The sequence below is a fragment of the Caballeronia glebae genome (genome assembly GCF_001545035.1).
GTDB classification, from domain to species: Bacteria; Pseudomonadota; Gammaproteobacteria; order Burkholderiales; family Burkholderiaceae; genus Caballeronia; species Caballeronia glebae.
Genome location: NZ_FCOJ02000018.1, coordinates 70,768 through 93,138, shown reverse-complemented (window position 1 = coordinate 93,138; position 22,371 = coordinate 70,768). Strand labels below are relative to the sequence as shown.

Annotated in this window: 20 protein-coding genes; 6 read left to right on the top strand and 14 right to left on the bottom strand. The window is 61.0% G+C overall.

Annotated elements, in window-relative coordinates; genetic code table 11:
- Positions 1–538: 538 nt before the first annotated feature.
- Positions 539–1,687, bottom strand: a complete 1,149-nt coding sequence (locus AWB82_RS14790; protein ID WP_086968289.1) for a glutathione-independent formaldehyde dehydrogenase — start codon at positions 1,685–1,687, stop codon at positions 539–541.
- A gap of 809 nt (positions 1,688–2,496) precedes the next feature.
- Here AWB82_RS14790 and AWB82_RS14785 point away from each other — a divergent pair.
- The 3 genes from AWB82_RS14785 to AWB82_RS14775 all read left to right on the top strand — a co-directional run bounded on the left by AWB82_RS14785 (position 2,497) and on the right by AWB82_RS14775 (position 4,711).
- Positions 2,497–2,739 (top strand): hypothetical protein, encoded by a 243-nt coding sequence (locus AWB82_RS14785; protein WP_086968287.1) that lies wholly within the window; start codon positions 2,497–2,499, stop codon positions 2,737–2,739.
- 407 nt (positions 2,740–3,146) lie between these two features.
- Positions 3,147–4,382 (top strand): NAD(P)/FAD-dependent oxidoreductase, encoded by a 1,236-nt coding sequence (locus tag AWB82_RS14780; RefSeq protein ID WP_086968285.1) that lies wholly within the window; start codon positions 3,147–3,149, stop codon positions 4,380–4,382.
- Positions 4,383–4,438: 56 nt separating this feature from the next.
- On the top strand, positions 4,439–4,711 hold the full coding sequence (locus AWB82_RS14775) for a UBP-type zinc finger domain-containing protein (RefSeq protein WP_086968283.1): 273 nt from the start codon (positions 4,439–4,441) through the stop codon (positions 4,709–4,711).
- Between the two features lie 51 nt (positions 4,712–4,762).
- Here AWB82_RS14775 and AWB82_RS14770 read toward each other — a convergent pair whose 3' ends face one another.
- The 6 genes from AWB82_RS14770 to AWB82_RS14745 form a co-directional block, all read right to left on the bottom strand.
- Positions 4,763–7,594, bottom strand: coding sequence for an ATP-dependent Clp protease ATP-binding subunit (locus AWB82_RS14770; protein ID WP_086968281.1), 2,832 nt, complete (start codon positions 7,592–7,594; stop codon positions 4,763–4,765).
- 203 nt (positions 7,595–7,797) lie between these two features.
- On the bottom strand, positions 7,798–8,397 hold the full coding sequence (locus tag AWB82_RS14765; protein WP_086968278.1) for an Hsp20/alpha crystallin family protein: 600 nt from the start codon (positions 8,395–8,397) through the stop codon (positions 7,798–7,800).
- 79 nt (positions 8,398–8,476) lie between these two features.
- Positions 8,477–8,899 carry a PRC-barrel domain-containing protein gene (locus tag AWB82_RS14760; RefSeq protein WP_235023293.1) on the bottom strand — a complete coding sequence of 141 codons (423 nt, stop codon included), beginning with the start codon at positions 8,897–8,899 and terminating at the stop codon, positions 8,477–8,479.
- Between the two features lie 52 nt (positions 8,900–8,951).
- Entirely contained in the window at positions 8,952–9,527 is a 576-nt protein-coding gene (locus tag AWB82_RS14755; protein ID WP_086968276.1) for an HdeD family acid-resistance protein, read from the bottom strand.
- A gap of 174 nt (positions 9,528–9,701) precedes the next feature.
- Positions 9,702–10,538 carry a helix-turn-helix domain-containing protein gene (locus tag AWB82_RS14750; protein WP_086968360.1) on the bottom strand — a complete coding sequence of 279 codons (837 nt, stop codon included), beginning with the start codon at positions 10,536–10,538 and terminating at the stop codon, positions 9,702–9,704.
- 255 nt (positions 10,539–10,793) lie between these two features.
- Complete coding sequence (locus AWB82_RS14745) at positions 10,794–11,309, bottom strand: phosphate-starvation-inducible PsiE family protein (protein ID WP_086968274.1); 516 nt, start codon at positions 11,307–11,309, stop codon at positions 10,794–10,796.
- A gap of 101 nt (positions 11,310–11,410) precedes the next feature.
- Between AWB82_RS14745 and AWB82_RS37080 the strand changes: the two genes are divergently transcribed.
- Positions 11,411–11,974, top strand: coding sequence for a hypothetical protein (locus AWB82_RS37080; RefSeq protein WP_143756726.1), 564 nt, complete (start codon positions 11,411–11,413; stop codon positions 11,972–11,974).
- Here the strand turns inward: AWB82_RS37080 and AWB82_RS14740 are convergent.
- Positions 11,920–12,828, bottom strand: a complete 909-nt coding sequence (locus tag AWB82_RS14740) for a LysR family transcriptional regulator (RefSeq protein ID WP_086968272.1) — start codon at positions 12,826–12,828, stop codon at positions 11,920–11,922. The two genes, AWB82_RS37080 and AWB82_RS14740, sit on opposite strands and share 55 nt — an antisense overlap.
- A 104-nt stretch (positions 12,829–12,932) precedes the next feature.
- On the opposite strand from AWB82_RS14740, the gene AWB82_RS14735 reads away from it, so the two are divergent.
- Positions 12,933–13,739, top strand: a complete 807-nt coding sequence (locus tag AWB82_RS14735; protein WP_086968270.1) for a phytanoyl-CoA dioxygenase family protein — start codon at positions 12,933–12,935, stop codon at positions 13,737–13,739.
- 527 nt (positions 13,740–14,266) lie between these two features.
- On the opposite strand, the gene AWB82_RS14730 is transcribed toward AWB82_RS14735, so the two are convergent.
- The 6 genes from AWB82_RS14730 to AWB82_RS14705 form a co-directional block, all read right to left on the bottom strand.
- A complete protein-coding gene (locus AWB82_RS14730) occupies positions 14,267–15,487 on the bottom strand; it encodes an alpha-hydroxy acid oxidase (RefSeq protein WP_086968268.1) in 1,221 nt (406 codons plus the stop codon).
- 108 nt (positions 15,488–15,595) lie between these two features.
- Positions 15,596–16,930, bottom strand: a complete 1,335-nt coding sequence (locus tag AWB82_RS14725) for an MFS transporter (RefSeq protein WP_086968265.1) — start codon at positions 16,928–16,930, stop codon at positions 15,596–15,598.
- A gap of 94 nt (positions 16,931–17,024) precedes the next feature.
- Positions 17,025–17,750, bottom strand: a complete 726-nt coding sequence (locus AWB82_RS14720; RefSeq protein WP_235023291.1) for a ribonuclease activity regulator RraA — start codon at positions 17,748–17,750, stop codon at positions 17,025–17,027.
- Between the two features lie 42 nt (positions 17,751–17,792).
- A complete protein-coding gene (locus tag AWB82_RS14715; protein WP_407643003.1) occupies positions 17,793–19,001 on the bottom strand; it encodes a porin in 1,209 nt (402 codons plus the stop codon).
- 132 nt (positions 19,002–19,133) lie between these two features.
- Complete coding sequence (locus AWB82_RS14710; RefSeq protein WP_086968259.1) at positions 19,134–19,835, bottom strand: FadR/GntR family transcriptional regulator; 702 nt, start codon at positions 19,833–19,835, stop codon at positions 19,134–19,136.
- A 175-nt stretch (positions 19,836–20,010) separates the two neighbouring features.
- Entirely contained in the window at positions 20,011–20,928 is a 918-nt protein-coding gene (locus tag AWB82_RS14705; RefSeq protein WP_086968257.1) for a LysR family transcriptional regulator, read from the bottom strand.
- A gap of 159 nt (positions 20,929–21,087) precedes the next feature.
- Between AWB82_RS14705 and AWB82_RS14700 the strand changes: the two genes are divergently transcribed.
- Positions 21,088–22,338, top strand: a complete 1,251-nt coding sequence (locus tag AWB82_RS14700; RefSeq protein WP_086968358.1) for an MFS transporter — start codon at positions 21,088–21,090, stop codon at positions 22,336–22,338.
- Positions 22,339–22,371 lie beyond the last annotated feature (33 nt).

The following is a 22,371-nucleotide window of genomic DNA, read 5'->3' as shown; positions in this document are numbered from 1 at the left end:
CGGGCGTGATACCCGCAGGAGTTGTTAATCCCCGGCAATAAGTTCATCTGCCACTTAGCATTCGACAGGCGCAACGAACCATTGCGACACGCGCCAATACAGCGCTTCGTCAATTCGAGAGGCTGTGCGTTTTGACACGATCTGGGCCATGAAAGGACGTTCGTCTGGATCCATGTCAGACGGTGAGACGGCCGCTTCGCTCCGGCGATCAGTCATTGGAGCGCTGACGACTCCAGACCGAGCGCGTGATCGTAGCGCGTGCGCAGTTTCGTGACGACCACGACTATTGACAAGCGCGAATAGTCGGCGCCGGCTGTCGCCCGCGAGATGCGGTGCGGCTGCGGCGTTGCCCGCCACGCCGGCAGTTCCGTGCAGCGGGATCGCCGAGATATGCTCGCGACACTCGAGCTCATCGCGCGCGTGGCCACGAGTTGCGGAACTGGACCGCCCAGCTCCGGTTGGTCGGTTCGCGTTCCCACGGGTCTCGATGAGCGATGAGCTCGAGCGCTCATGCGACCAGGATCGCCGCGTCGCTTCGCTAGCCTCCGGGGTGCAATACCACCTTGGTCCAGCCGTGCTCGCGCACGTCGAAGTGCTGGTAGGCGTCAGGCGCTTCGTCGAGTTTCAACTCATGCGACACGATGAACGAAGGCTTCGCGCGGCCGGCGTGAATCAGGTCGCGCAACTGCCGGTTGTATGCCTTGACGTTGCACTGGCCAGTGGCGATGTGCTGGCCTTTGAACCAGCACTTGCCCCAATCGAATGCAATCTTTCCTTTCTTTGCCAGTTCGTCCTGCGCGCCCGGGTCCTCCGGAACGAACACGCCGACCACTCCGATCCCGCCGGTGAACTTCACCGACGAAACCAGATTGTTCATCGTCAGATTGGGGTTCTCGTGGCGTTGCGGAGCCGGATCGTGGCACTGGTAGCCGACGCATTCGCATCCCACGTCCGCGCCCATGCCGTGCGTCAGGTCCATGACCCGCTGCACCGGATCTTCCTTCGAATAATCGATCGCAATTGCGCCGATCGACTCTGCGAGTTTGAGCCGGTCGGGATGGCAATCGACCACCATGACGCTGCGGGCGCCCTTGATCATGGCCGAGTGTGCGGCCATCAGACCGACCGGTCCGGAGCCATAGATCACCACAGCGTCGCCGGGCCTCATGCCGGCGAGCTCGGTCGCGTGCCAGCCGGTCGGGAAGATGTCGGCGCACATCACGTAGTCGGTCTGCTTCTGTTCTGCGTCCGGCGGCAGCTTCAAGGACATGAAGTCCGCCCAAGGTACCCGAAGATATTCGGCCTGTCCGCCCGGCCACGGACCCATGTCCGCAAAGCCGAATGCGCCGCCGGCAATGCCCGGCTGGTTGGCGCTTAAGCAAAACGCGGTCAGGCCGCGCTCGCAGTTTTTACAGTGGCCACAGCTTATATTGAATGGCAGGCACACCCAGTCCCCGGGCTTGATCCGCTCCACTGCCGGTCCCACCTCTTGAACCACGCCTAGATTCTCGTGACCGAAGATGCGACCTTGCTCGAAGTCCGTTCGACCCTCGTACATGTGGAGGTCGGAACCGCAGATGTTGGTACTGGTGATTCTGACGATGGCGTCGGTCGGACGCTCGATCTTAGGATCCGGAACATTCTCAATCGTGACCTGGCGAGGACCGCGATACACAACGGCTTTCATATTGTTCTCCCGAGAGTCAACTGCAAAAAGCCTGAGCCGCGTCAAACCTTCGGCGGCTGTCGGCGTCGACAAACCCGCAGGCTCACCTGCGGGAAGTCCCTCTCTCATCCAGACCGACACCTTTCAGACAGCTTCTCCTATTGCTAGTTGAAGCTGTAAAGTCTATAGCTATACTAAATAGAAGGTGCCAGGCGCACCGGATTATTTGCGACGGCGTGCAACCAGATCGGCAGCTATCCGCGTGCCCGATTGATGTCGAGAGAGGCAGTCACGGATGAGCGTCGTTCACTCCCGGATTTGGTGCGATTCGATTGGTCGCCTCATCGGTGCGTGATGGCCAACGGCTATCGTGTAGTCGCGGACAACTTGCATCAGGCTGCACATTTTGCAAGAGAGGCTCAAGTTTTCGGGAACCGGAGATGCTGCGGATCAGCCAGCCGGCGCGCGGGCGAAGCCTGCATCGCGAAGCCTTTTCGGGAGCACTTGTCCAAGACGACAAAGCGCAACGATCGAGCGGATCGGCTGCAGGTTTAACCGGACCCAAAGATGGTCAGCAACGGCTTATGTCGCGCAGCACATGAAAATGCTTTTTTGACATGGACGTCTCTCTGCGCAGTTGATGCGGTCGGCCCGCGACGGTCGCCTTTTTTTTGCGTCTCTCATCAGCGGGCGGGACGATCATTGCATTGGTCGGTGCCTATCCGAATTAGCGACTAGACTTTAAGAGGTCGTCGGCGCATGCGTCCACAAGAGGAACGTCTGCGCCCATTCCGTCACGATCCAGACGTGCAACCGAAGGAGGCAGACCGATGCCGAAAACCATTCGAACCCCTGAGGAGATTCGCGACGAACTGCAAAACCGCGTGGCGAAAATCGGCCCTGACGCGCCGGGAGCTTTGCGCTTGCGCATACCGCTACCAGAGCGGCACCCGCCCGACGCATCCGGCCGCAACTGGAACATCGTGCCGCTCAATGACCGCGGTGCGGATTACATACATCACGTCAAGAAGGTGATCGAAGACATGCGCACCGAGTTCGTGCTTCCAGATTGACGCCGTGATACGAAAAACGTGTCTGAGCATCGATGTTAGGAAATTGTGCTGCGGCAAAGGCCGGAGCAGAACGGACACGGTGCGTTGCAGGCACACAGTGACTGTGCGTCATGCCGATAGCCCGTGGCGGAATATCGTCCGGAAACGGCTCAGCCGGAATGACGTGCGCAAGGGCATCGAATGGGGCATGCGTTTTTGTTGGCCGCAAGGAAGCGTCGCACGACCGATGTTATGGAAGCGTCGGCAGAAAGCCAACAAAATTCGGCAGAATCGCGAAAGACACATCCCTACGATGCGTCTAACGTCTCGGGAATATGGCCTATCGCTGTTATCGAGCGCGTGCTGCTAGCTAGTGAAGGGCATGAAACCAACGAAATTCCTCTATGTCGTGAAAGGCGGACAAGTTCATGGTCAGGATCTATGGACGCATGCGCAGCGCGAACGGCTACGCGATACGCGACTTCCTCCATCGTTGCGATATACCGTTCGAATGGATCGAACTTGGCAGCGATAAAGAAGCTGAGAAACTCGCGCATGTGCAGCATCTTTCCGACTCCCGCTTGCCGGTCTGCGTTTTCCACGACGGCACCCGGCTCGAATGTCCCACCGTCCGGCAAATCACCGAGAAGCTCGGCTGGTTTGCGAGTCCATCCAGGGAGGCCTACGATCTGGCGATTTACGGCGCGGGACCGGCGGGATTGAGCGCGGCCGTATACGGAGCATCGGAAGGGCTGCATACCGTACTGGTGGAGCGTTGGGCACTGGGCGGTCAGGCAGGCAGTAGTTCAAAAATCGAGAACTATCTGGGCTTCCCGCACGGCGTGTGCGGCGCGGACCTGGCAGAACGGGCGCGGGTCCAGGCCATCAAGTTCGGCGCCGACATCCTGATAGCGCGCGCCGGCGTGCGCGCGGAGTTTGCGCCCGGCCAGGGCATCGTGTATCTGGAGGACGGCACACGTATTACGGCGCGCACGTCGATCTGCGCGACCGGCGTGGCCTATCGCACGCTCGGCCTGGAAGGTGAAGGGCGCTTTCTCGGCGCAGGCCTTTACTACGGCGCCGGCGCGAGCGAAGCAGCGCTGATTCATGGCGAAGACGTCTATGTGGTGGGCGGCGGCAATTCGGCGGGACAGGCCGCTATGCACTTTTCGCAGTCCGCCAATCGCGTCTATATGCTCGTCCGTGACACTTCGCTCAAGAACACGTTGTCCCAATACTTGGTGGATCGCATCACGGCGGCGCCGAACATTGAAGTTCGGACCAGCACGGAAGTTACCGCGCTCGCAGGCAGTGACACCTTGCAAGAAATTACGTTGACCGATGTGCGCACGGGACGGCAAATCTCGGTAAAGACAAATTGGCTGTTCGTCTGCATTGGCGGCGTGCCCCAGACTGAATGGGCGCAGGAGGTTGGCATTGTCCGAGATGAAGCCGGTTATCTGATGACCGGTCCCGACTTGCAGGAATATCGGTCGAATATGAAATGGCCGCTCGAGCGCGCGCCGCTACATTTGGAGACCTGTATTCCTGGCGTATTCGCAGCGGGCGACGTGCGTCACGGGTCGATCAAGCGTGTCGCGTCGGCAGTCGGCGAAGGGGCGATGGCTGTCGCGCTGGTGCATCGCTATTTAAATAGCGCGTGAGCGTAAGCGCAACGTTGCTTCGCATGCCTGCGCGCGCCTGTCCGAGGAGTACGATCATGACCCCTGGTTGCACGCATCTAGACGAGGCCCGCATCCTCCACACGCCCATCGACTATTGCGAAGACTGCATCAAGCTTCGCCAGCCGTGGGTACATTTGCGGCTGTGTCTTTCGTGCGGACACGTCGGCTGTTGCGATTCGTCGCCCAACCGGCATGCAAGCAAGCATTTTCATGCGACCGGCCATCCGCTGGTGCGCTCAATCGAACCTGGCGAGACTTGGATCTGGTGCTATCGCGACGAGATGGTCGTGGGTGAACTTGAATCGTGACGGTACGCCGCCCGAATGTGCGGGCGGCGTCTCGTTCAAGCAATGCCGCACTCACGTATGCGCCGGTTCTTGCTTCGCCCCTTCCATCGTCGCTTCTGCGGGTGCTGAGCCTTTCTGCACACGTACAGAGTGGGAACCCGAGTCGTAGGTCATTGTGACCTTGTCGCCGTCGCGAACGTCCCCCCGCAGCAGCGCATCGGCGAGTTGCGATTCCACTTCAGCCCGGATCTTGCGCTTGAGCATTCGTGCGCCGAACTCTGGGTCATAGCCGATCTCCGCGAGATGATTACGCAGCGAATTGTCGAACGACAACTCAATGTTCTGCGCGGCCGCAGTGCGTTGCACGCGCGCGAGTTGCAGATCCACGATGGCACGGATTTGCTCCTTGCCGAGCGCATGGAACACGACGACTTCATCGACCCGGTTCAGGAACTCGGGCCTGAAGTGATGCCGCAGTATTTCCATCAGACGGTCGCGCAGCGCGGGGTAGTCGAGTTGCTTCTTGTCGGAGCGCACGTTGTCCTGGATCAGTTGCGAACCGATGTTGCTCGTCGCGATAATGATCGTGTTCGTGAAATCGACGAGACGGCCCTTGCCGTCGGTGAGGCGGCCTTCGTCGAAGAGCTGCAACAGGATGTTGTGCACTTCCGAATGCGCCTTTTCGATCTCGTCGAGCAGCACCACGCTATACGGGCGGCGTCGCACGCGCTCGGTCAGCTGACCGCCTTCCTCATAGCCGACATAGCCCGGAGGCGCGCCGACCAGCCGGGCTACGGTATGCCGCTCGGAGTACTCGCTCATGTCGATGCGCACGAGCGCGTTCTCGTCGCCGAACACCGAGGCGGCGAGCGCTTTGGCGAGCTCGGTCTTGCCCACGCCGGTCGGTCCAAGAAAAAGGAAGCTTGCGGTCGGTTTGCCACCTTCGGTGAGGCCGGCGCGTGAGAGTCGGACCGCCTTCGCGACGGCGCTGACCGCCTCGTTCTGACCGACTACGCGTTCCTTCAGGCGGTCTTCGAGACGCAGCAGCTTCTCGCGGTCCTCGGCGGTGAGTTCAGACACCGGCACGCCTGTGAGCGACGCCACGATCTGCGCGATGTCCTCCGCTGTGACCTCTTGCGAACTGGTGCCGCGCTCCTTCTTCCACGCTTCGGTCGCATCGTTGAGCCGCTTCTGTTCGGAGACAAGCTTGTCTTCAAGTTGCTTTGCCTTGTCGAACTGCTTGGCGGCGCTTGCCGCGTCCTGTTCCTGACGTGTGCGGCGGATGGTCGCCTCGATGTCATGCAGCTGCCCCGGCCGGGAATTTGACGAGATGCGCACGCGAGCGGCCGCCTGGTCGAGCAGGTCGATGGCCTTGTCGGGCAGGAAGCGCGCTGCGATATACCGGTCCGACAACTTCGCAGCCGCCGCGATCGCCTCTTCGGTGATCTTCACCTTGTGATGCGCTTCAAGGCGGTCACGCAGTCCTCGCAGGATTTCGATCGTCTCCGCGACGCTCGGCTCGGGCACGTTCACCGGCTGGAAGCGCCGTTCGAGCGCCGAATCTTTCTCGATGTACTTTTGGTATTCGTTGAGCGTCGTCGCGCCCACGAGATGCAATTCGCCGCGCGCGAGCGCCGGCTTGAAGATGTTGCCGATATCAAGCCCGCCTTCGCCGCCGCCCTGACCCGCACCGACGATCGTATGCAGTTCATCGATAAAGATGATCAGCCGGTCCTGGTTCTCGACGATCTCGTCGAGAACCTGCTTCACGCGCTCTTCGAACTCGCCACGATACTTTGCCCCCGCCACCACGCTGTTGATATTCAACTCAACGACGCGCTTGCCACGCAGCACTTCTGGCACCTGGTCCTGGGCGATGCGCTGCGCGAGTCCTTCGACGATCGCCGTCTTGCCGACGCCCGGTTCGCCGATCAGCACCGGGTTGTTCTTGCGTCTCCGCGCAAGGACTTCGATAGTCGTTTCGATTTCCTTGTCGCGGCCGATCACCGGATCGAGCTTGCCGCGCCGGGCGAGATCGCTGAGATCGCGCGCGTACTTGTCGAGCGTCGGCGTGGTGGAGCGGCCCTCGACGGTGCCTTCCTCGGCGCCCTTGCCGACCACCTTGACCGTCCTCTGCCTAAGCGCATGCGACGATAACCCGTACTTGCGCAGCAACTCACCCGCGAAGCCGTCTTCCTCTTCCACGAGCCCGATCAGGATATGCTCCGGTCCGACGTAGCTATGGCCGAGTTCTCGTGACGCGGTGAGCGCGTTTTCAAGCGCACTCTTCGCGCGCGGTGATACGCCGATGCGTTCCTCGTCCGTCTTCTGCGCCCGGTTGCCGCGTGGCGCGTTCTGATCGATGTTCTTCCTGATCTCCTCGGGATCGAGCTTGAATTCGCGCAGAATCTCCTGCACCACGTTATTGCTGACGAGTGCGAGCAGCAGGTGCTCGGTATCGACTTCGGACTTGCCGAACTCGACCGCCATTTGCGCGGCCGCCTGCAAGCGGTCCAGGCCGCTTTCGCTCAGGAACGTCTGCAGGTCGACGGCTTCACGCGAACGTCGATGCCGGCGCGGCCGGCCGCCTGCATGTTCGCCGGCGGACTCCATTTGCCCGCTATCGGCGTTGGTACCCTGATCCGAGCGGCCGGATTGTCCGGGCGAGCGCCCGATGCGTGACGGGCTACCGCGGCCGCTTTCCATCTGCGGCCACATGTCGTCGAACAAACTGTCGAACAGTCCGCCGTGAAAGAGGGACTCAAGCGGCGACAGCCGGCGCTGATTGCGCGCCATGAACTCCATGTAATGCTCATCGCACAGCATCAGCTGACGACGCTGGCCGTTTTCGTTGATCGTGATCTGCGAGGTTGCCGGTTTGCCGCAGACGCTGCAAGTAGGCATGATGTTCTCCGTAGGGTGGGCAGGGGGTGGTCCTTTTCGTTACGCGCGCACAGCCTGACGAGTTCCGTCGCGAAGTACCGCAGGTGCCGCTTGAAGTGATGCGCGTCCAGTTCGGGAATCCCATCTCTGACGGCTTCACGCGGGGTATCGTCGAGGGCCATGAGAACTGCCGAGCTGTCCGATGTCGCCTTGAGCGCACCGCGCTATTTGATCTCGAGGCGCCGCTTTGCCGCGGGTTCATTTGCCGCTTTGGGCACCCGCACGGTGAGCACACCATTCTCGAAATTCGCCTCGGCGCGTTCGAGATCAACGCCAGAGGGCAGCGGAATGGCGCGCTGGAACTGTCCGAACGCCCGCTCCACCCGGTAGCAGCCCTTCTCGTCGCTCTTCGATTCGATGCGCTTCTCGCCGGTCAGCACCAGCATGTCCTCAACGACTTCCAGCTCCACGTCCTCGCGCGATAGTCCTGGCAATTCGGCCACGATGCGAAGCGCGTCGCCGTCGTCGATCACGTCGAGTCGCGGCTGAAAGCGGCTGGGACTGAAGTCGCCGAACCAGTTGCCAAGCGGTCCCATCCCGCCGAATGGATCGCGTATGAGGTCGGTGAGAAGATGCAGGGGGTCGGGCAGCGGCCAACGCGCCGCATCGAACGATGCCGGCCATGCGGACGCTGCCGCATCTGAGGTAGACGGCGCGGGGGCCTGCTGTGAGGGCGGGGCGTTCAGCTTCGCGCCTGTGCCCTTTTCCTCGGGACTCTTGCGCAGGAAGCGAAAGGGGTTCCACTTATCGAGGTCCAATAGCATCGCTATGCTCCTTGTTCCGATGAGCCGCAGGAGCGGCCCGAATCTTCAGTGACTGCTGCCTTGGCGCTCGCGGCCAATGTCAGCCCTTGGCATATTCGAACTCCGGCAGTTTCTTGAGCGCGTCCTTATTGGCGCCAACCAGGATTGCCTTCGGCGCTATCTGCTTGAACTGCTGAATGGGAATGGCGACACGGTGCGCCGCGACGCCGAGAAAGCCGCCGACGTCGATAATCGCGGCCGAAAGCGAGCCATCGGGCGCGACAATCAGGTCGTCGACGCGGCCGATCTTTTCGTTCTTTTCGTTGTAGACATCGCTGTGAATCATCTTGGATGCGCGCCAGCCTCTTGCGACCACTTGCTCTTCGGTGACGGTCACCCCAAGCGTCGCCTTGCCGGCGATGGGCGCATCCTGCGCGGTTGCTCCGCTGGCCGCAAAGCCACAGGCGGACAGCGCGAGGATGAATGACGACAGCCTTGCGGCCGATGCGAGGTTAGTCTTCATGGCGTTCTCCAAATGCGCAACGGACTACGTGGACGCCGGGCGCGGGATGCGCTCATGAGTGCAGCGGCGTGTTTTGCTGGTCGCGAAGGACGGCGCTGCGCCAATTCCGTGCGCCGAGGCCCAGGACGAACAGAAGCGCACCGGTCACGATCGCGTAGGTGCCGATCATCCAGACGAGGGCAAGCGCTCCAGCACCCGGGACGGCCAGCACGAAGATGCCAAACAGAACCGACAGGCTACCGATGAACAACAGCAGCCACTGCGTGCGGCCGCTTCTTTTCAGGCGAACCCAGGCGATGAGGTCGAGCACTCCGGTGACGATGGCGTTCGCGCCCATCACGGTGATCAGCACGAGCGCCGTGACGCCCGGCGCCGCGACGGCGATCAGACCCGAAGCGATCATGCACAGCCCGAGCAACAACGGGAGCCACCAGTCGGTGCGGATCGACCGATGGCGTATCGCCGCGCTGACCGCAGCGACGCCTCCGATGAGTGCATACGCCGCGAACATCGCGACAAGAAGCAGCAGCGTGAGACCAGGCCAGCAGAGCGCGAGGAGGCCGAACAGGATTCCCGCGGCGCCACGCAGCGCGAGCATCCACCATGCGCGACCGAGCAGTTCGTCCATCGTTTGGCTCCTCAGCCGGATCGCGGGTATTCGGCTAACAGTGCGTCCAATGTCTATGTGCTCAAGCCTACGTGCGCGCGGCGCGCTCTTCTTTCGAGTTCCTGCCCAAGGGTGTCGGATTTCTGCGTTTGTTGGTTGCTCACCGATCCAGTCGAAAAGGTCTCACGCCGGATCCTAGGGGCGATAATGCGCAATGCGGAAAGCGCGGGGCGTACACCCCGCATATCGATGAAATACTGCGGTGAAATGCTGCTGCGTTTGAAAACCAACGCGTGCTGCGATATCGATTAGCGAGAGACTCCCTTCCGAAAGCATCGACTGCGCTAATCTCAATCTTTCGGTTGTCAGGAAGAAGTGCGGCGGATGCCCTGTCGCGGTCTTGAAAGCCCGCGCGAAATGCGACTGGCTCATGTGCACGACCGCAGCGAGGTCCGCGATCTGGATATTGTCCGCGATGTGCTCGTGTATGAAATGTTCCACGACGCTTAGCTTTGAGTGGGTGAGGCTCGTAGCCGCATCGGGCGTACCGGCGGTAAGTCCATACCGGTGCGCGAGATGAAGCGCAAATACGTCGGCGAACGCGGCGAGGCATCTAGGGTCCGGACTACTGTTGGCATGCAACGCGGAAAGCGTGTCGCCCGCGTCGCGCAGGAAAGGATCCCACGCCTTGAACCAACAAGGGATTTCGCAAGCCGTGGTGCCGAGCGCGTTTCGAGCGGTTTCTCTCAGCCTGGCCCAATGGAGGGCGACGACGAGGCCGCACGGATCGTCGTCATTGACGAGCTTGACACGAGCCCAGGCCGGCACAACCGCGATAAACGGCGCGCTGACGCTTAGATGCTGATAGGGGCGCGCGCTGCTGCGGACAGTTATTGCGTGCGCGGTGGTCCGGTCCGCCGGGATGATACACAGGATCCATTGCGCCGAATTCAGGGCGCAGTCCGCGCACGACGCACCGATCCCGTGGCAGCTAAGGCGTTGCAACTGTGGAGGACGGTGTAGTTGCTCCATTGCGCGCTTCCTCCAGGGGACCTCAACATCGTTAGGCATTGAATGGTAGTGTTCAGTTTCCGTCTATGTCAGCTTGTTTGGTTATATGCACGCGGACGTTCCGCGCTATCGCTGGCAAAAATGCCGGTCCGGGCCGCTGGACATGGGGCGCGGAACCCGACGTTGAATCAGGGGTTTTGCCCAGCACTGCAGGCCTGCGCGACGATTGAGCAAAACTTGCGGGTACGCCATGATCTTTGAGAGAAAGTAGGTAAATCAATCGCGCTTTTCGCGATCGCGCACGGCGCGCTCTGCGATCGCCGTATCGACGGGATCGTCGCGTTGCCGCATTAGCCAGTAGACGCTGCCAAGCGCGATCAGCGCCGTCGCGAGTGCGGCAATGCGACCCGGGTCCGCGGCTGGATCAAGGATGATGAACTTGCGTGCTATCGCGAGCATCGCCACGAGGATCACTGTCTTGACCTGCACGATGTGATCACGTCTCAACATGACGCGGGTGATCGAATGCTTGAATTCCATCGCGATCAACAACGTCATCACCATCCCGAACACCGCTTGAAAGATCGCATGATCCAGCGGATTAAGCGCCCCCGACAGCAATAGAGCCATGACCGCCCGAATCAACTGCCATAGCGATACGACGATGATCACCGAGATCACGACGCTCAGGATATGCGCGATGATCTGCTCGAAGCGCTCGTAGAAGGTCAGCACGCGCCATTGCAGCCGGAATTCGTTGAGCTTGACGCGAATTTGCGCTGGTTTGCTCATGGATCGGCTCAGGGAGCCTCGGGCACGGTGTGACGCCGGTCATGGCGTGGATGCGCGGTGACGGCGACACGAAAGCCGACCCGGCCCCGTGATGTTGACCCATGCGCGCGGCGGTTTCTTTCGCCTTCGTGCTGATTCTTTTCCCTTATCTGCTTGCTGTGCACGGAATCGACGCCTTCTCCAGCGTCGCGCGCAGCATGAACCTCTTTCTTGCGACCGGCACCAGACTTGCACGCCCCGCGCAAGATAAGCCCTTGCTCGGCGAGAAAGGGTCGCGTCGCGACGAGCTTGCGAATGGTGGAAAGCACGTCGATCCCGCAGCGTGGTGCGAGCGCTGTCCGTCAACTACATGTCGCTCATCGCATTTCTTTGCACAGGCTGTATCCCCGATGGTTCGGCCGCCATCCTCGCTCACGCGGATCGCGCTGAAGGCGAGACACGAGGCGTTAAAGGAGATGTTTGAGCACGACTCACACCGACGCCAACGCTATCAGTCAAGCAATCGCATCAGCGTCGCATACGGCGGCCGAGAACCAAAGCAGTTTGCCGACAGTTTTGACCGGCAAAGAACAAACCTGTTCATCGCAATTGAAGCCGTACCGCTTCGCGCTTATTCGTTCTTCGCTTTTCGCGGTGTGTGCACGGCTATCTCGCGCGCTAGTTGAACAAAAGAGCCTAGCGCAGCGGGCGGATTGAGTTCCTTCCACGCGAGATAGAGTTCGCTTTTGGCGTGCTGTTCGCGCAGAGGACGATAGACGACGTTGTCCATGTGCGTTCGTTGAACTGAGGCCGGTACGAGCGTCACGCCAAACCCGGCGCTTACGAGGCCAAGGGAAGCGTAGATCTGCCCCATTTCAAAGCTCGTGGAAGGAGAAAATCCGGCAAGTGCGCACAACTGGTTGATGGTGGCGTGGTAGTCCGGCGCGACATCCTTCCGGTAATTGATGACGCGCAACTGCCTACAGTCCTTGATGGAAATCTGTCGTTTGGCTGCAAGAGGGTTGTCCTTGGCGATGGCAACGAAAAACGGCTCCTGAAGCAACAAGGCGCTCTTCAGTTCAGTATCCGGCGGCAAAGAGCGGACGAATGCCAGATCGACGTCCCCTCGATTCAGGGCATTGATCTGCTCCGCAGAGGAAAACCATCGAAGTTCGACTGTCACAGCGGGGTAACGCTGCTGGAATTCACGCAAGAGCGGTGGCAGCAGTGTGTACGCGATGTGCTCGAAGAACCCGACCGCCACCCGGCCGATTTCGCCTCTTGCCGCGCGTTGCGAATCCACGATCGCGGAGTTCGTTTCCGTCAGAATCCGCTTGGCCCGTTCTTCGAAAACCTGGCCCGCCGATGAAAGAAACACTCGTTTGCCCCGGCGCTCAAAAAGCGCTACGCCGAGTTCCGCTTCCAGTTCCCGTATTTGCCGGCTCAACGGCGGCTGCGCCATGTGCAGTTCATCCGCCGCCTTCGTGAAGTTGAGTGTGCGCGCCACCACCAGAAAGTAGCGAAGATGACGTAGCTCCATTTGGTACCTTTTAGGTATCGATACGGAACTTATTATATCTTTTACATTGTAAGCAACGGGTCTTAGGATCATGACATCGCACCACCGAGGCAGGAGATCCCCTCATGAAACTTACCGCGTCACAGTTGGAAGCGTACAAGCGCGATGGGTTCGTTGTTCTGCCGGAGCTTTTCTCGGAAGAAGAAATCGCGCATATGAAGAGCGAGCTGCGCCGAATCCAGAAGATTGACACCGATCATCTTGTCCGGGAAAAAACGGGCGGCATCGCAAAAACGATCTACAAGGTTCACGAGACTGAAAGTCCGACGGCATCGGCGGTTTTCCACTCCGCAGTGCGCTCTCCCAGATTGCTCGAGCCGGCACAACAACTGATCGACGATGCCCAACTTTACGTCTATCACACGAAGTGCAATTTGAAGACGGCAATCGACGGTTCCGTCTGGCAATGGCATCAAGACTTCGGCACCTGGCATATCGACGGCGTGAAAGAGCCGATGATGACAACTGCGTTGGTCATGCTCGACGAGCCGACCGAAATGGGCGGATGTCTCTACTTTATCCCGGGAAGCCACAAACTGGGTTCGCTCGATCCGGCGTTCGATGAGGCAACCGGTTATCGCTTCTACGTGGTACCCAAGCCGACCATGCTTGATATTTTGTCCAGCCATCCCAAGGCCGTGCCTATCATCGGCCGCCCGGGAACAGTCGTGTTCTTCGACGCCAACATTGTGCATTCTTCGGGTCACAACCTGTCCGGTGACGATCGATGGCAGGCCTATGTCGTGTACAACCAGGTGAAGAACAAACCTGAAGAAGTCGAGCAGCCGCGACCGGATTATGTGCGCTCGACCAATTTCGCTCCGCTCGAGGTTGGTTCAGACGAGATTCTCGACGGAGCTCAGATCGGTTGAACTTCCGCAGGCGTCGCTCCCAGGACGCATCTACCTGGCGAGTAGCGGCGATTCAGAACGTGATTGCCGATACGCGTACACGTTGCGTTCGGCAGTCACGGCCGCATCGATCGAGTAAGCCTTATCTCCTGAATGTCGGGCGGCCGACGCGTTAGCTAGCGCTTCCGCTCCAAATGCGGCCATGGCAACGACGTGTCAGGCCTCTTCTTCTGATGGTCGCAAGTGAAGCAAAGCGTACGCAGAGTGCCGCGCAAGGACGCATGAAAGGTAAAGCGACATGAAGGTCATAAAGATAAAACTAGCCGCGTCTCGCGGTCATTTGGCTGGCTGCTATGCCTCGGGAAGCAGACCTTGAAACACACAGCGCGTCAACCAGGCGAACGAGACCTGGGATGTCGAGGTTCTGCGAACGTGTGATGGTTCGGAATACAGCAAAGACATTCGATCGACCGTTTAGGTCCAGGGTGCGTCGCTGCCCGTCCAAGCGCCGATGTAACATCGCCGCCCGCGCGCAAGCTCGCATCCAGTCACCGACTTCGGTTCGCACTCGGATCGCTGAACCCGAACCTTAGCAGACGCAAAAACTCGGGCCCCAGTTCGTCGAGACGGTTGACACCGAGCAGACCCATATCGGCGTGAATCTCGGCCTTGACGAGACCGATTGCATGCTCCACGCCCGCCTGACCGCCCACGCACGCTGCGTAGTTCATTGGCCGCCCGATGAAAGCGCATTTCGCGCCGAGAGCAACTGCCTTCAGTACGTCGGTGCCGCGGCGAAAGCCGCTGTCGACCATGAGCTCCATGTTAGGGCAGGCTTCCACGATGGCAGGGAGCATGCGCATCGGCGAGACGGAGCCGTCGAGCTGTCGGCCGCCATGGTTGGATACGATAATGCCGTCCGCTCCGAGGTCTCGCGCAGTCGCGGCATCGTCCGGATGCAGAATGCCTTTGAGCACCAGCGGACCCTTCCAGCGCGCGCGAATTTCGCGGATCGCATCCCAGTCCAGGTGCTCACGCCCGCTGAAATCCCGGTTGGCGCGACGCGAGAGCAATGGCTCGCCTCGTTGCGCCGATGCATTCTCGAAATGCGGCATGCCGTGCCGAAGCAACGTGCGCAGGAACGTGAAGAGCGACCAGTTCGGATGCGTCAGGCCGTCGCGCAATAGCTGAAAGTTCGGCCTGAGCGGAGTCCTGAAGCCGTTGCGCAAGTTGTTCTCCCGATTCGGCACGACCGACGAGTCCACCGTGACGACCAGCGTCGATACGTTGGCGGCGCTGACTCTCTCCACCAGCGCGCGCATCTCTTCCAGCGTTCTCGGCATGTAGACCTGAAACCATGTGCCCGGCGCGGCCTCGACGACTTCTTCTAGCCGCACCAGCGACGCCGCGCTGAGAATCATGGGCACGCCGCACGCGCGCGCCGCCTGCGCCTGTGCGAGGTCGCCCCGGTAACCTGTCAACGAACTGATGCCCATTGGCGCGATGCCGATCGGGGACTCGTAGCGTACGCCGAAGAGCTCCATCGACTGGCTTCGCTGCGCCACGTTGCGCAGTACCCGCGGAACGAAGCCGAGTTCGTTGAACGCCGCGCGGTTGTCCGCGAGGGACGCATTGTCTTCCGTCGCGCCCGCGACGTAACCGAAAAGAGGGCGCGGCAGCTTGCGTTTGGCCGCTGCTTCGAAATCGGCGAGCGAGAGGAAGCCGCGCATTTGCCGGGAGACGCTTTTGGATTGCCTGATTGTGATCATGCCGCGCAACGACCTTCCATTTTCCAGTGGTCCCCGCGCTCGTCGCATAGCGACGACAAGCGCGCAGACCGTTCGTATTTGCCCGAGAGGGCAGGCTTTTGATCGAAATCAGCGCGTTGCTGTGACCGCATCGTTGCCGTTCCGTCCCGCGAGACCCAGACGGAACCACACGACGAGCGCCCCAGCCCCGAGCAACAGCAGGCTGATGGCGGGTACGAGCATCGGTGCTGATGTACTGTGCATCGTCTTGCCGACCCACGGCATGATGTTTTGCGCCAGGAAGCCGCCGACGCTGGAGCCCGCTGCAATGACCGCGAGCGCCGCGGCGCCGCCCGCGCCCTTCATGAACGAAGCAGGCAAGAGCCGCGGCGGCAGCGCCCAGAAGCACGGGATCATCAGATACAGGCATGGCGCGCCGACCGAAAGCGCCGCGAAACGCACCGCGTTCGAGAACGGCCCGACGCTCGCGATAAAGCACAGAACGCCGAGGAACGCGGCAGCGAAGGCTGCCATCAGCACGGTTCGAGGCGTGCGCAAGCGGCGCGGCAGCCAGAGCAGCATCAGTGAAGTCAGGAACCACGGAATCATGTTGAGCATGCCGTTGACACTGCTCGAAACGCCAAAGCCGCGGACAAGGGTAGGGAGCCAGTAGGCGATACCGTAAATCGCAATGGAGATCGTGCCATAGCCGAGCGAAAACAGCGCCACGGTCACGAGCGAGTTGAACGACCAGGCGCGGCCCGTCGCCTGGACCGGCGCCGGATCGCGGCGCAGACTGTCCTCGATGACCTCCTTCTCGCGTTCGGAGAGAAAGCGCGCCGAGCGCGGATTGTCCGGAAGGAAGTACAACGAGACGAACGTCAGCAACACGGCGGGCGTGCCCGTCGTGAGAAACACCCACTGCCAGCCTTCAAAACCGAGCAAACCGTGAAGTTCGAGCGAGAAGCCGCCAATGAGCGAGCCGAGCATGTTGCCCATGCTGCTGCCAAGCGTGAGCAATCCGATGATGCCGGTGCGCTGGCGCTCCGGAAACCACATGCCGAGATAAAGAATGATGCCCGGATAAAGTCCCGCCTCGGCCGCGCCTAACAAGAAGCGGAGCACCTGGAACGCTGTTTCGGACGGCGTCCACGCCAGCAGCAGCGTCGCGACGCCCCACGTGAACATGATGCGCGAAATCCAGCGGCGGGCGCCATACCGATGCATCGCCAGATTGCTCGGCACTTCGCACAACAGATAGCCGATGAAAAACAGCGAAGATGCGAACCCGTACGACGCCTCGCTCATATGCAGGCTCGTGAGCATCTGCAACTTGGCGAAGCCGATGTTCGCGCGGTCGATATACGCGGTGAGAAAGATCGCGATCAGAAGCGGCACCAGCCGCCACGCCACGCGCGTGAAAAGTTGAGCTTCCACACTACGGTTTGTCACTATGGTCTCCATGCCCGGCGGCTTTCCCCGCTCGCCGTGGCGCTTAACGATATTGGAGCTGCGCGGCACACGGAAGGCGTCGCGCAACCGTTTCGGCTTGGCCGGCCTAGTTGCTGCTGTTTGCTTGCCAGGCCTCGAATTCCGCGCGGGTCGACTCATCGGGCGGATAGAGGCCAAAGGTGGAACGGCCCTCGCGCACTCGCGCATCGACCCAATCCTCGAAAAGCGTCATCGCGGCCGCTTCCTCGGCGAGTTCGTTCGCCAGTTGCGCTGGAATCACGACGACGCCTTCCGCATCGCCGACGACGATGTCGCCGGGATACACGGCAACATCGCCACACGCGATCGGCACGTTCAGATCCACAGCGTGGTGGTGTATCAGATTCGTCGGCGCGGATGGACGGGCCGCATAGCACGGAAAGTCGAGCGAGCGCAGATCCGGCGTGTCGCGAAATCCGCCGTCGGTGACGATTCCGGCGACGCCGCGCATCATCATGCGTGTGATCAGGATGCCGCCCGCAGAAGCGGCGCGCGGGTCCTTGCGGGAATCTACGACCATGACATGACCGGCCGGAATTTCTTCGACGCCGCGCCGCTGCGGATGACTGCGATCGTTGAAAACGGACATGGTGTCGAGGTCCTCGCGCGCCGGGATATAGCGCAGCGTGAACGCCTCGCCGACCATGCGCGCCGCCGCTGGATTGACCGGCAGCGCGCCCTGGATGCAGACGTTGCGCAGGCCCCGCTTGAAGAGTGCGGTGGTCAAAGTCGCCGTGCTGACGCCACGAAGGCGCGCGCGGTTCTCGTCGGTGAGCGAACGGGTGGTATTCACTGGAAGCATCCTGTTGAAGGTGAAGCCGTGTGTGGCGACTCGTTAGAACTTGTGGCGCACAGCGAAGCGAACGGCGGCCTGCTGGTCCGACGACGAAGGCGTCAAGCCGTTGAGTGACGCGCGTGCCGCGTGGCCGGTCGAGTCGGTACCTGATGCGTGTTGCAAGACGCCGATCAGATAAAAGTCGGTTCGCTTGGAGACCGCGTAGTCGGCAGCGAGCGCGCCCTGGTGATACCTGGCGTCATGTGCGCCGCTGCTTTTCGTGTAGCTGTAGGCCGCGCCGAGCGACAGCGCCGGCGTCAACTGGTACTGGAAGTCGAGTTCGGCGCTGTTGAAGGTCGCCGTGCCGCTGGCTCCCGCAGGGTTCAGGACGGATACGGTGCCGCTCAGGTTCTTGAACCTGGTGTTGGAGTAGATGGCTCCCAGCGTCGCACGGCCGATCGCATAGGTCGCGCCGGCTCCGATGATCTGCTCGGTTTGCGCCGACGCATAACCATTGATCACGGGAGAACTGCCGAAGTTATTGCTCGCCGCGGTGGCGCCGACCGCCGTCCCGAAAAACGAAGCATTCGGGTTGCGCGCGTTGAGGTAACCCGCACCGACGTTGAGCGAACCGCTCGAATAGCCGACGCCCATCGACCAGATCTGATTCGCGCCGACGCTACCGGGAACGCCACCGAAGCTATAGAGCCCTTCGGCCGAAAAACCGTTCACCGTGACGGTGCGGTACTTGATCGCATTGTTCACGCGGTTCGCGTTGTTCAGATTGTCGACGTCAGCCGGATGCGCGCCGATGCTTCCCGAGAACATCGCGCTCGGCATCAGCGCATGCACATAATCGACGACCGGATCGTACTGGCGGCCGAGCGTAACCGATCCGAACTTCGCGGAGAGTCCCACATAAGCCTGGCGACCAAATTCCAGCGAGCCTTGGCCCATCCGGCCGTTGTTCACGTCGAAACCGTTCTCCAGCACGTAGATCGCCTTCAACCCGCCGCCGATATCCTCCACGCCGCGCAGCCCCCAGCGACTGCCGCTCAGTATGCCGCTGGAGAGGTTGAACAGGTTATGACCGTTGCCGGGGTTCGTCTGGACGTTGCTTGTGTAGTTCACGCCTTCATCGACGATGCCGTATAGCGTCACGCTGCTTTGCGCGTGCGCCTTGCCGGCCGCCGCCAATGCGCATGCGGCGGCGAGCCCTGCCAACGGAAGGTGTTTAAGGTAGGTTCGGACCTGGACTTGCTCTTTCACTGAATGTCTCCGGTTTGTGATTGGTTCGTATCGGGAAGTTGGATGTGCAGCGTGCGAAAGTCTGAAAATCAGGTTGTCAGACAAAGAACGCAAAAAATTGCGGCGCTCATATCTGACATGGGCGCCGCCGCGTCAGTCGTTGCGAGGCAGGTCGATGCCTTGACGTTTTGCCGCCGCGCGCAAATGGCGCTCGGCCGCAGCGGCTGCCTCAATGCAATCGCCGCGTTCGATGGCGTCGAAGAGTTCACCGTGCTCCCGCCACGCGAAGTCGCCGGCGTGGTGCGCCGTCTTTTCCCACTGCGCGCGCCGCGCTATTGCGAGTTGGCTACGCAGGAAATCGTGGAACGCGACAAAGTACTCGTTTTTCGTCGCCGCCGCGATCGCTCGATGAAAGGCGACGTCCGCCGCCGACGCCGCCTTGGAATCGTTGCGCTTCATCTCCATCTGCCGAATCGCATCGCTCATATGCTTCAGGTCCGCGCGCGTCCGACGTCGTGCCGCCGCAGTGGCTGCCTGCGTCTCTATCCACAGTCGAAACTCGAACAATTGCGGTAGGTCGATGCGGCTGCCGTCGTGACCGGGAAGGCGAAAGACCGTGCCGGAAGGTGTGCCGGAAATGAACGAGCCCGCGCCCCGACGTGCGATCAGCACGCCGTCGGACTTCAATTGAGCGATCGCTTCGCGGACAACCGAGCGGCTGACATTGAGCCGCTCCGAGAGTTGCTGCTCGGTCGGCAAGCGTGAATCCGCGGGGAAGTTTCCCGCCTGAATCTCCGCGCGGATGGCTCCCACTACTCGCTGCACCAGCGAGTCAGGTCTTTCAAGCTCAAGCATTGCATCGACGATTTATCAGGTTGTCGGACAATAACGTGTCGGATGCGCCGTGTCAATATCGACAGTCGCCGCCAGCTACGGTGCTCGAAAAGCTCGGCCGTTGTTGCCGTTGGCGGAGCGTCGGCGTCTACTGCGTCAGGCTTTGCGCCTCACGAGCATCATGTATCGATCGAACCTAGGCGCTCGCCGCAAATACGCTCATCCGCTGCAGAATCCAACTGAGCAGTTCTTCCGCCGCGCCGGAAAGCGGCCGTCGCGCCTTCACGAGAATGCGTGCTTTCGCTGCCTCGAATAGCGGATGCAGGACGGGTAACGCGACCAGTTCGCCCGCATCGATTTCCCGGTACACAGAAAACGCGCCGATCAGCGTCGCACCTTCGCCGCGCGTCACGAACTGGCGCAGTACCTGGAGCGAGTTGGTGACGAGCGTCGGTCTGACCTCGACATTTTCCGTGTAAGCGAGCATTTCGATGACTTGTCCGAGACCGAAGGCCGGCGGCATCAATGCGAGCGGATACTGCAACATCTCGCCGATGGTGACAGCGCCGCCGCGTTGCGCAAGCGGATGCGCCGCATTGACCAGTAGTACGACCGGCTGCGATGACGTCGCCCGATACACGATGTCCGGATGCGCCGGCGGGTTGTACGCGAGGCCGATATGCGCGCGACTCTGGGCGACTTCTTCCAGCACTTCGTTGACGGGCAGAATATCGACCGCCACATCGAGCTTTGGATACTGCATGTGAAAGTCGCTCAGCACTTCCTCCATCAGGCCGTCGATATAACCCTCGCTGATCGCAAGCCGGATGTGCCCGCGCTGCAGGCCGTGCAACGCCCGCAGCCGGTCTTCGAGTTGTTCCTGCTGTGCCTGACAGCCACGCCAGTATTCGAGCAGATGCGCCGCCGCCTCGGTCGGCTTGACGCCGCGCGCGTGTCGTTCGAACAGTGACGCGCCGACTTCTTCCTCGAGCAAGCGGATTTGCCGCGTAATTACCGATGCCGCCGTGTTGAGACTGTCCGCCGCCGCGCGGATGGAGCCTTGCGTGAGCACTTCGTGGAAATACCGCAGCCTTCGTTGATTCAGTTCGCGCATTCCCGTCCCATTGTGCAAGCGTTGCCAAACAGGCAACGATAGCGGACTTCGGTTGCTCTTGCTCGTCGCATTCTGGCTGTTGATGATAGTTTTGCTTCACGACCGAAACGTTTATCGGAGACTCCCTTGTCCGCCATTCCCTCCACGCACATCACCGAAATGCACGCGGCGCTGTATCGCAAGCTCGACTGGCGGCTGCTTCCGTTCCTGCTGCTTTGCTACACGTTTGCGTATCTCGACCGCGTCAATATCGGATTCGCCAAACTGCAGATGCAGAGCGATCTCGGTTTCTCCGACGCCGTTTATGGCCTCGGCGCAGGCATCTTCTTTCTGGGCTACGTGCTGTTCGAGGTTCCCAGCAATCTTTTGCTGCCGAAGATCGGTGCACGAAAGACCATCAGCCGGATCATGATTCTTTGGGGAATGACATCGGCGGCGATGCTGTTCGTGCGCAGCGAAACGACCTTTTATGGGATGCGCTTTCTTCTGGGCGTGTTCGAGGCAGGCTTCGCGCCGGGCATGATTTTTTATCTGACGTACTGGTACGGCCGCGCGCGCATGGCGCAGGTGATGGCGATCGTGATGCTCGCCGGGCCGATCGGCGGCGTGTTCGGCGGGCCGCTCTCGACCTGGATCATGACGTCTTTCTCCGGCGCGCACGGTCTCGACGGATGGCAGTGGATGTTCCTCATCGAAGGCCTGCCGTGTGTGCTGTTCGGCGTGCTCGCGCTGTTCGTGCTCGCCGACCGTCCCGCCGACGCGCGCTGGCTTTCTGACGATGAAAAACGTCTGCTCGCGTCCGAACTCGATACTTCCGGCGGTCATCATTCGTTCGCGCAGGTGGCGCGCGATCCCCGTGTCTATCTGATGGCCGCGCCGTACTTCTGCTTCATCTGCGGTATCTATGCCGTGAGCTTCTGGCTCCCCTCCATCATCAAGGCGGCGGGAGTGAAGGACACGATGCAGATCGGCCTGTATTCCGCGATTCCCTATGCCGCCGCCGCCATCACGATGATTGTCATCGGGCGGAGTTCCGACCGGCGCGGCGAGCGGCGCTATCACAGCGCGGTCCCAGCTCTGGTCGGCTCGCTGGCGCTCGCGCTCGCAACCTTCTTCGGCGGCGATCTTGCGATATCGCTGAGTTGCATGACCATCGCGACCGCGATGATGTGGTCCGCCTACACGGTGTTCTGGGCGATGCCTTCCGAGCATTTGAAGGGAGACGCCGCCTCGGGTGGCATCGCGCTCATCAACACCATCGGGCTCATCGGCGGCTTTCTTAGCCCGACGATCATCGGCTGGGCGCAAAGCGCGACCGGCAGCCTGCACGCCGGCTTGTACGTGATGGTCGCGCTGCTCGCCATCGGCGCACTGGTGCTGATCACCATGCGTCCCGCGCGTGTGGCGTGAGCTTCGCTCAATCATCGAACAGACCACGAAAAC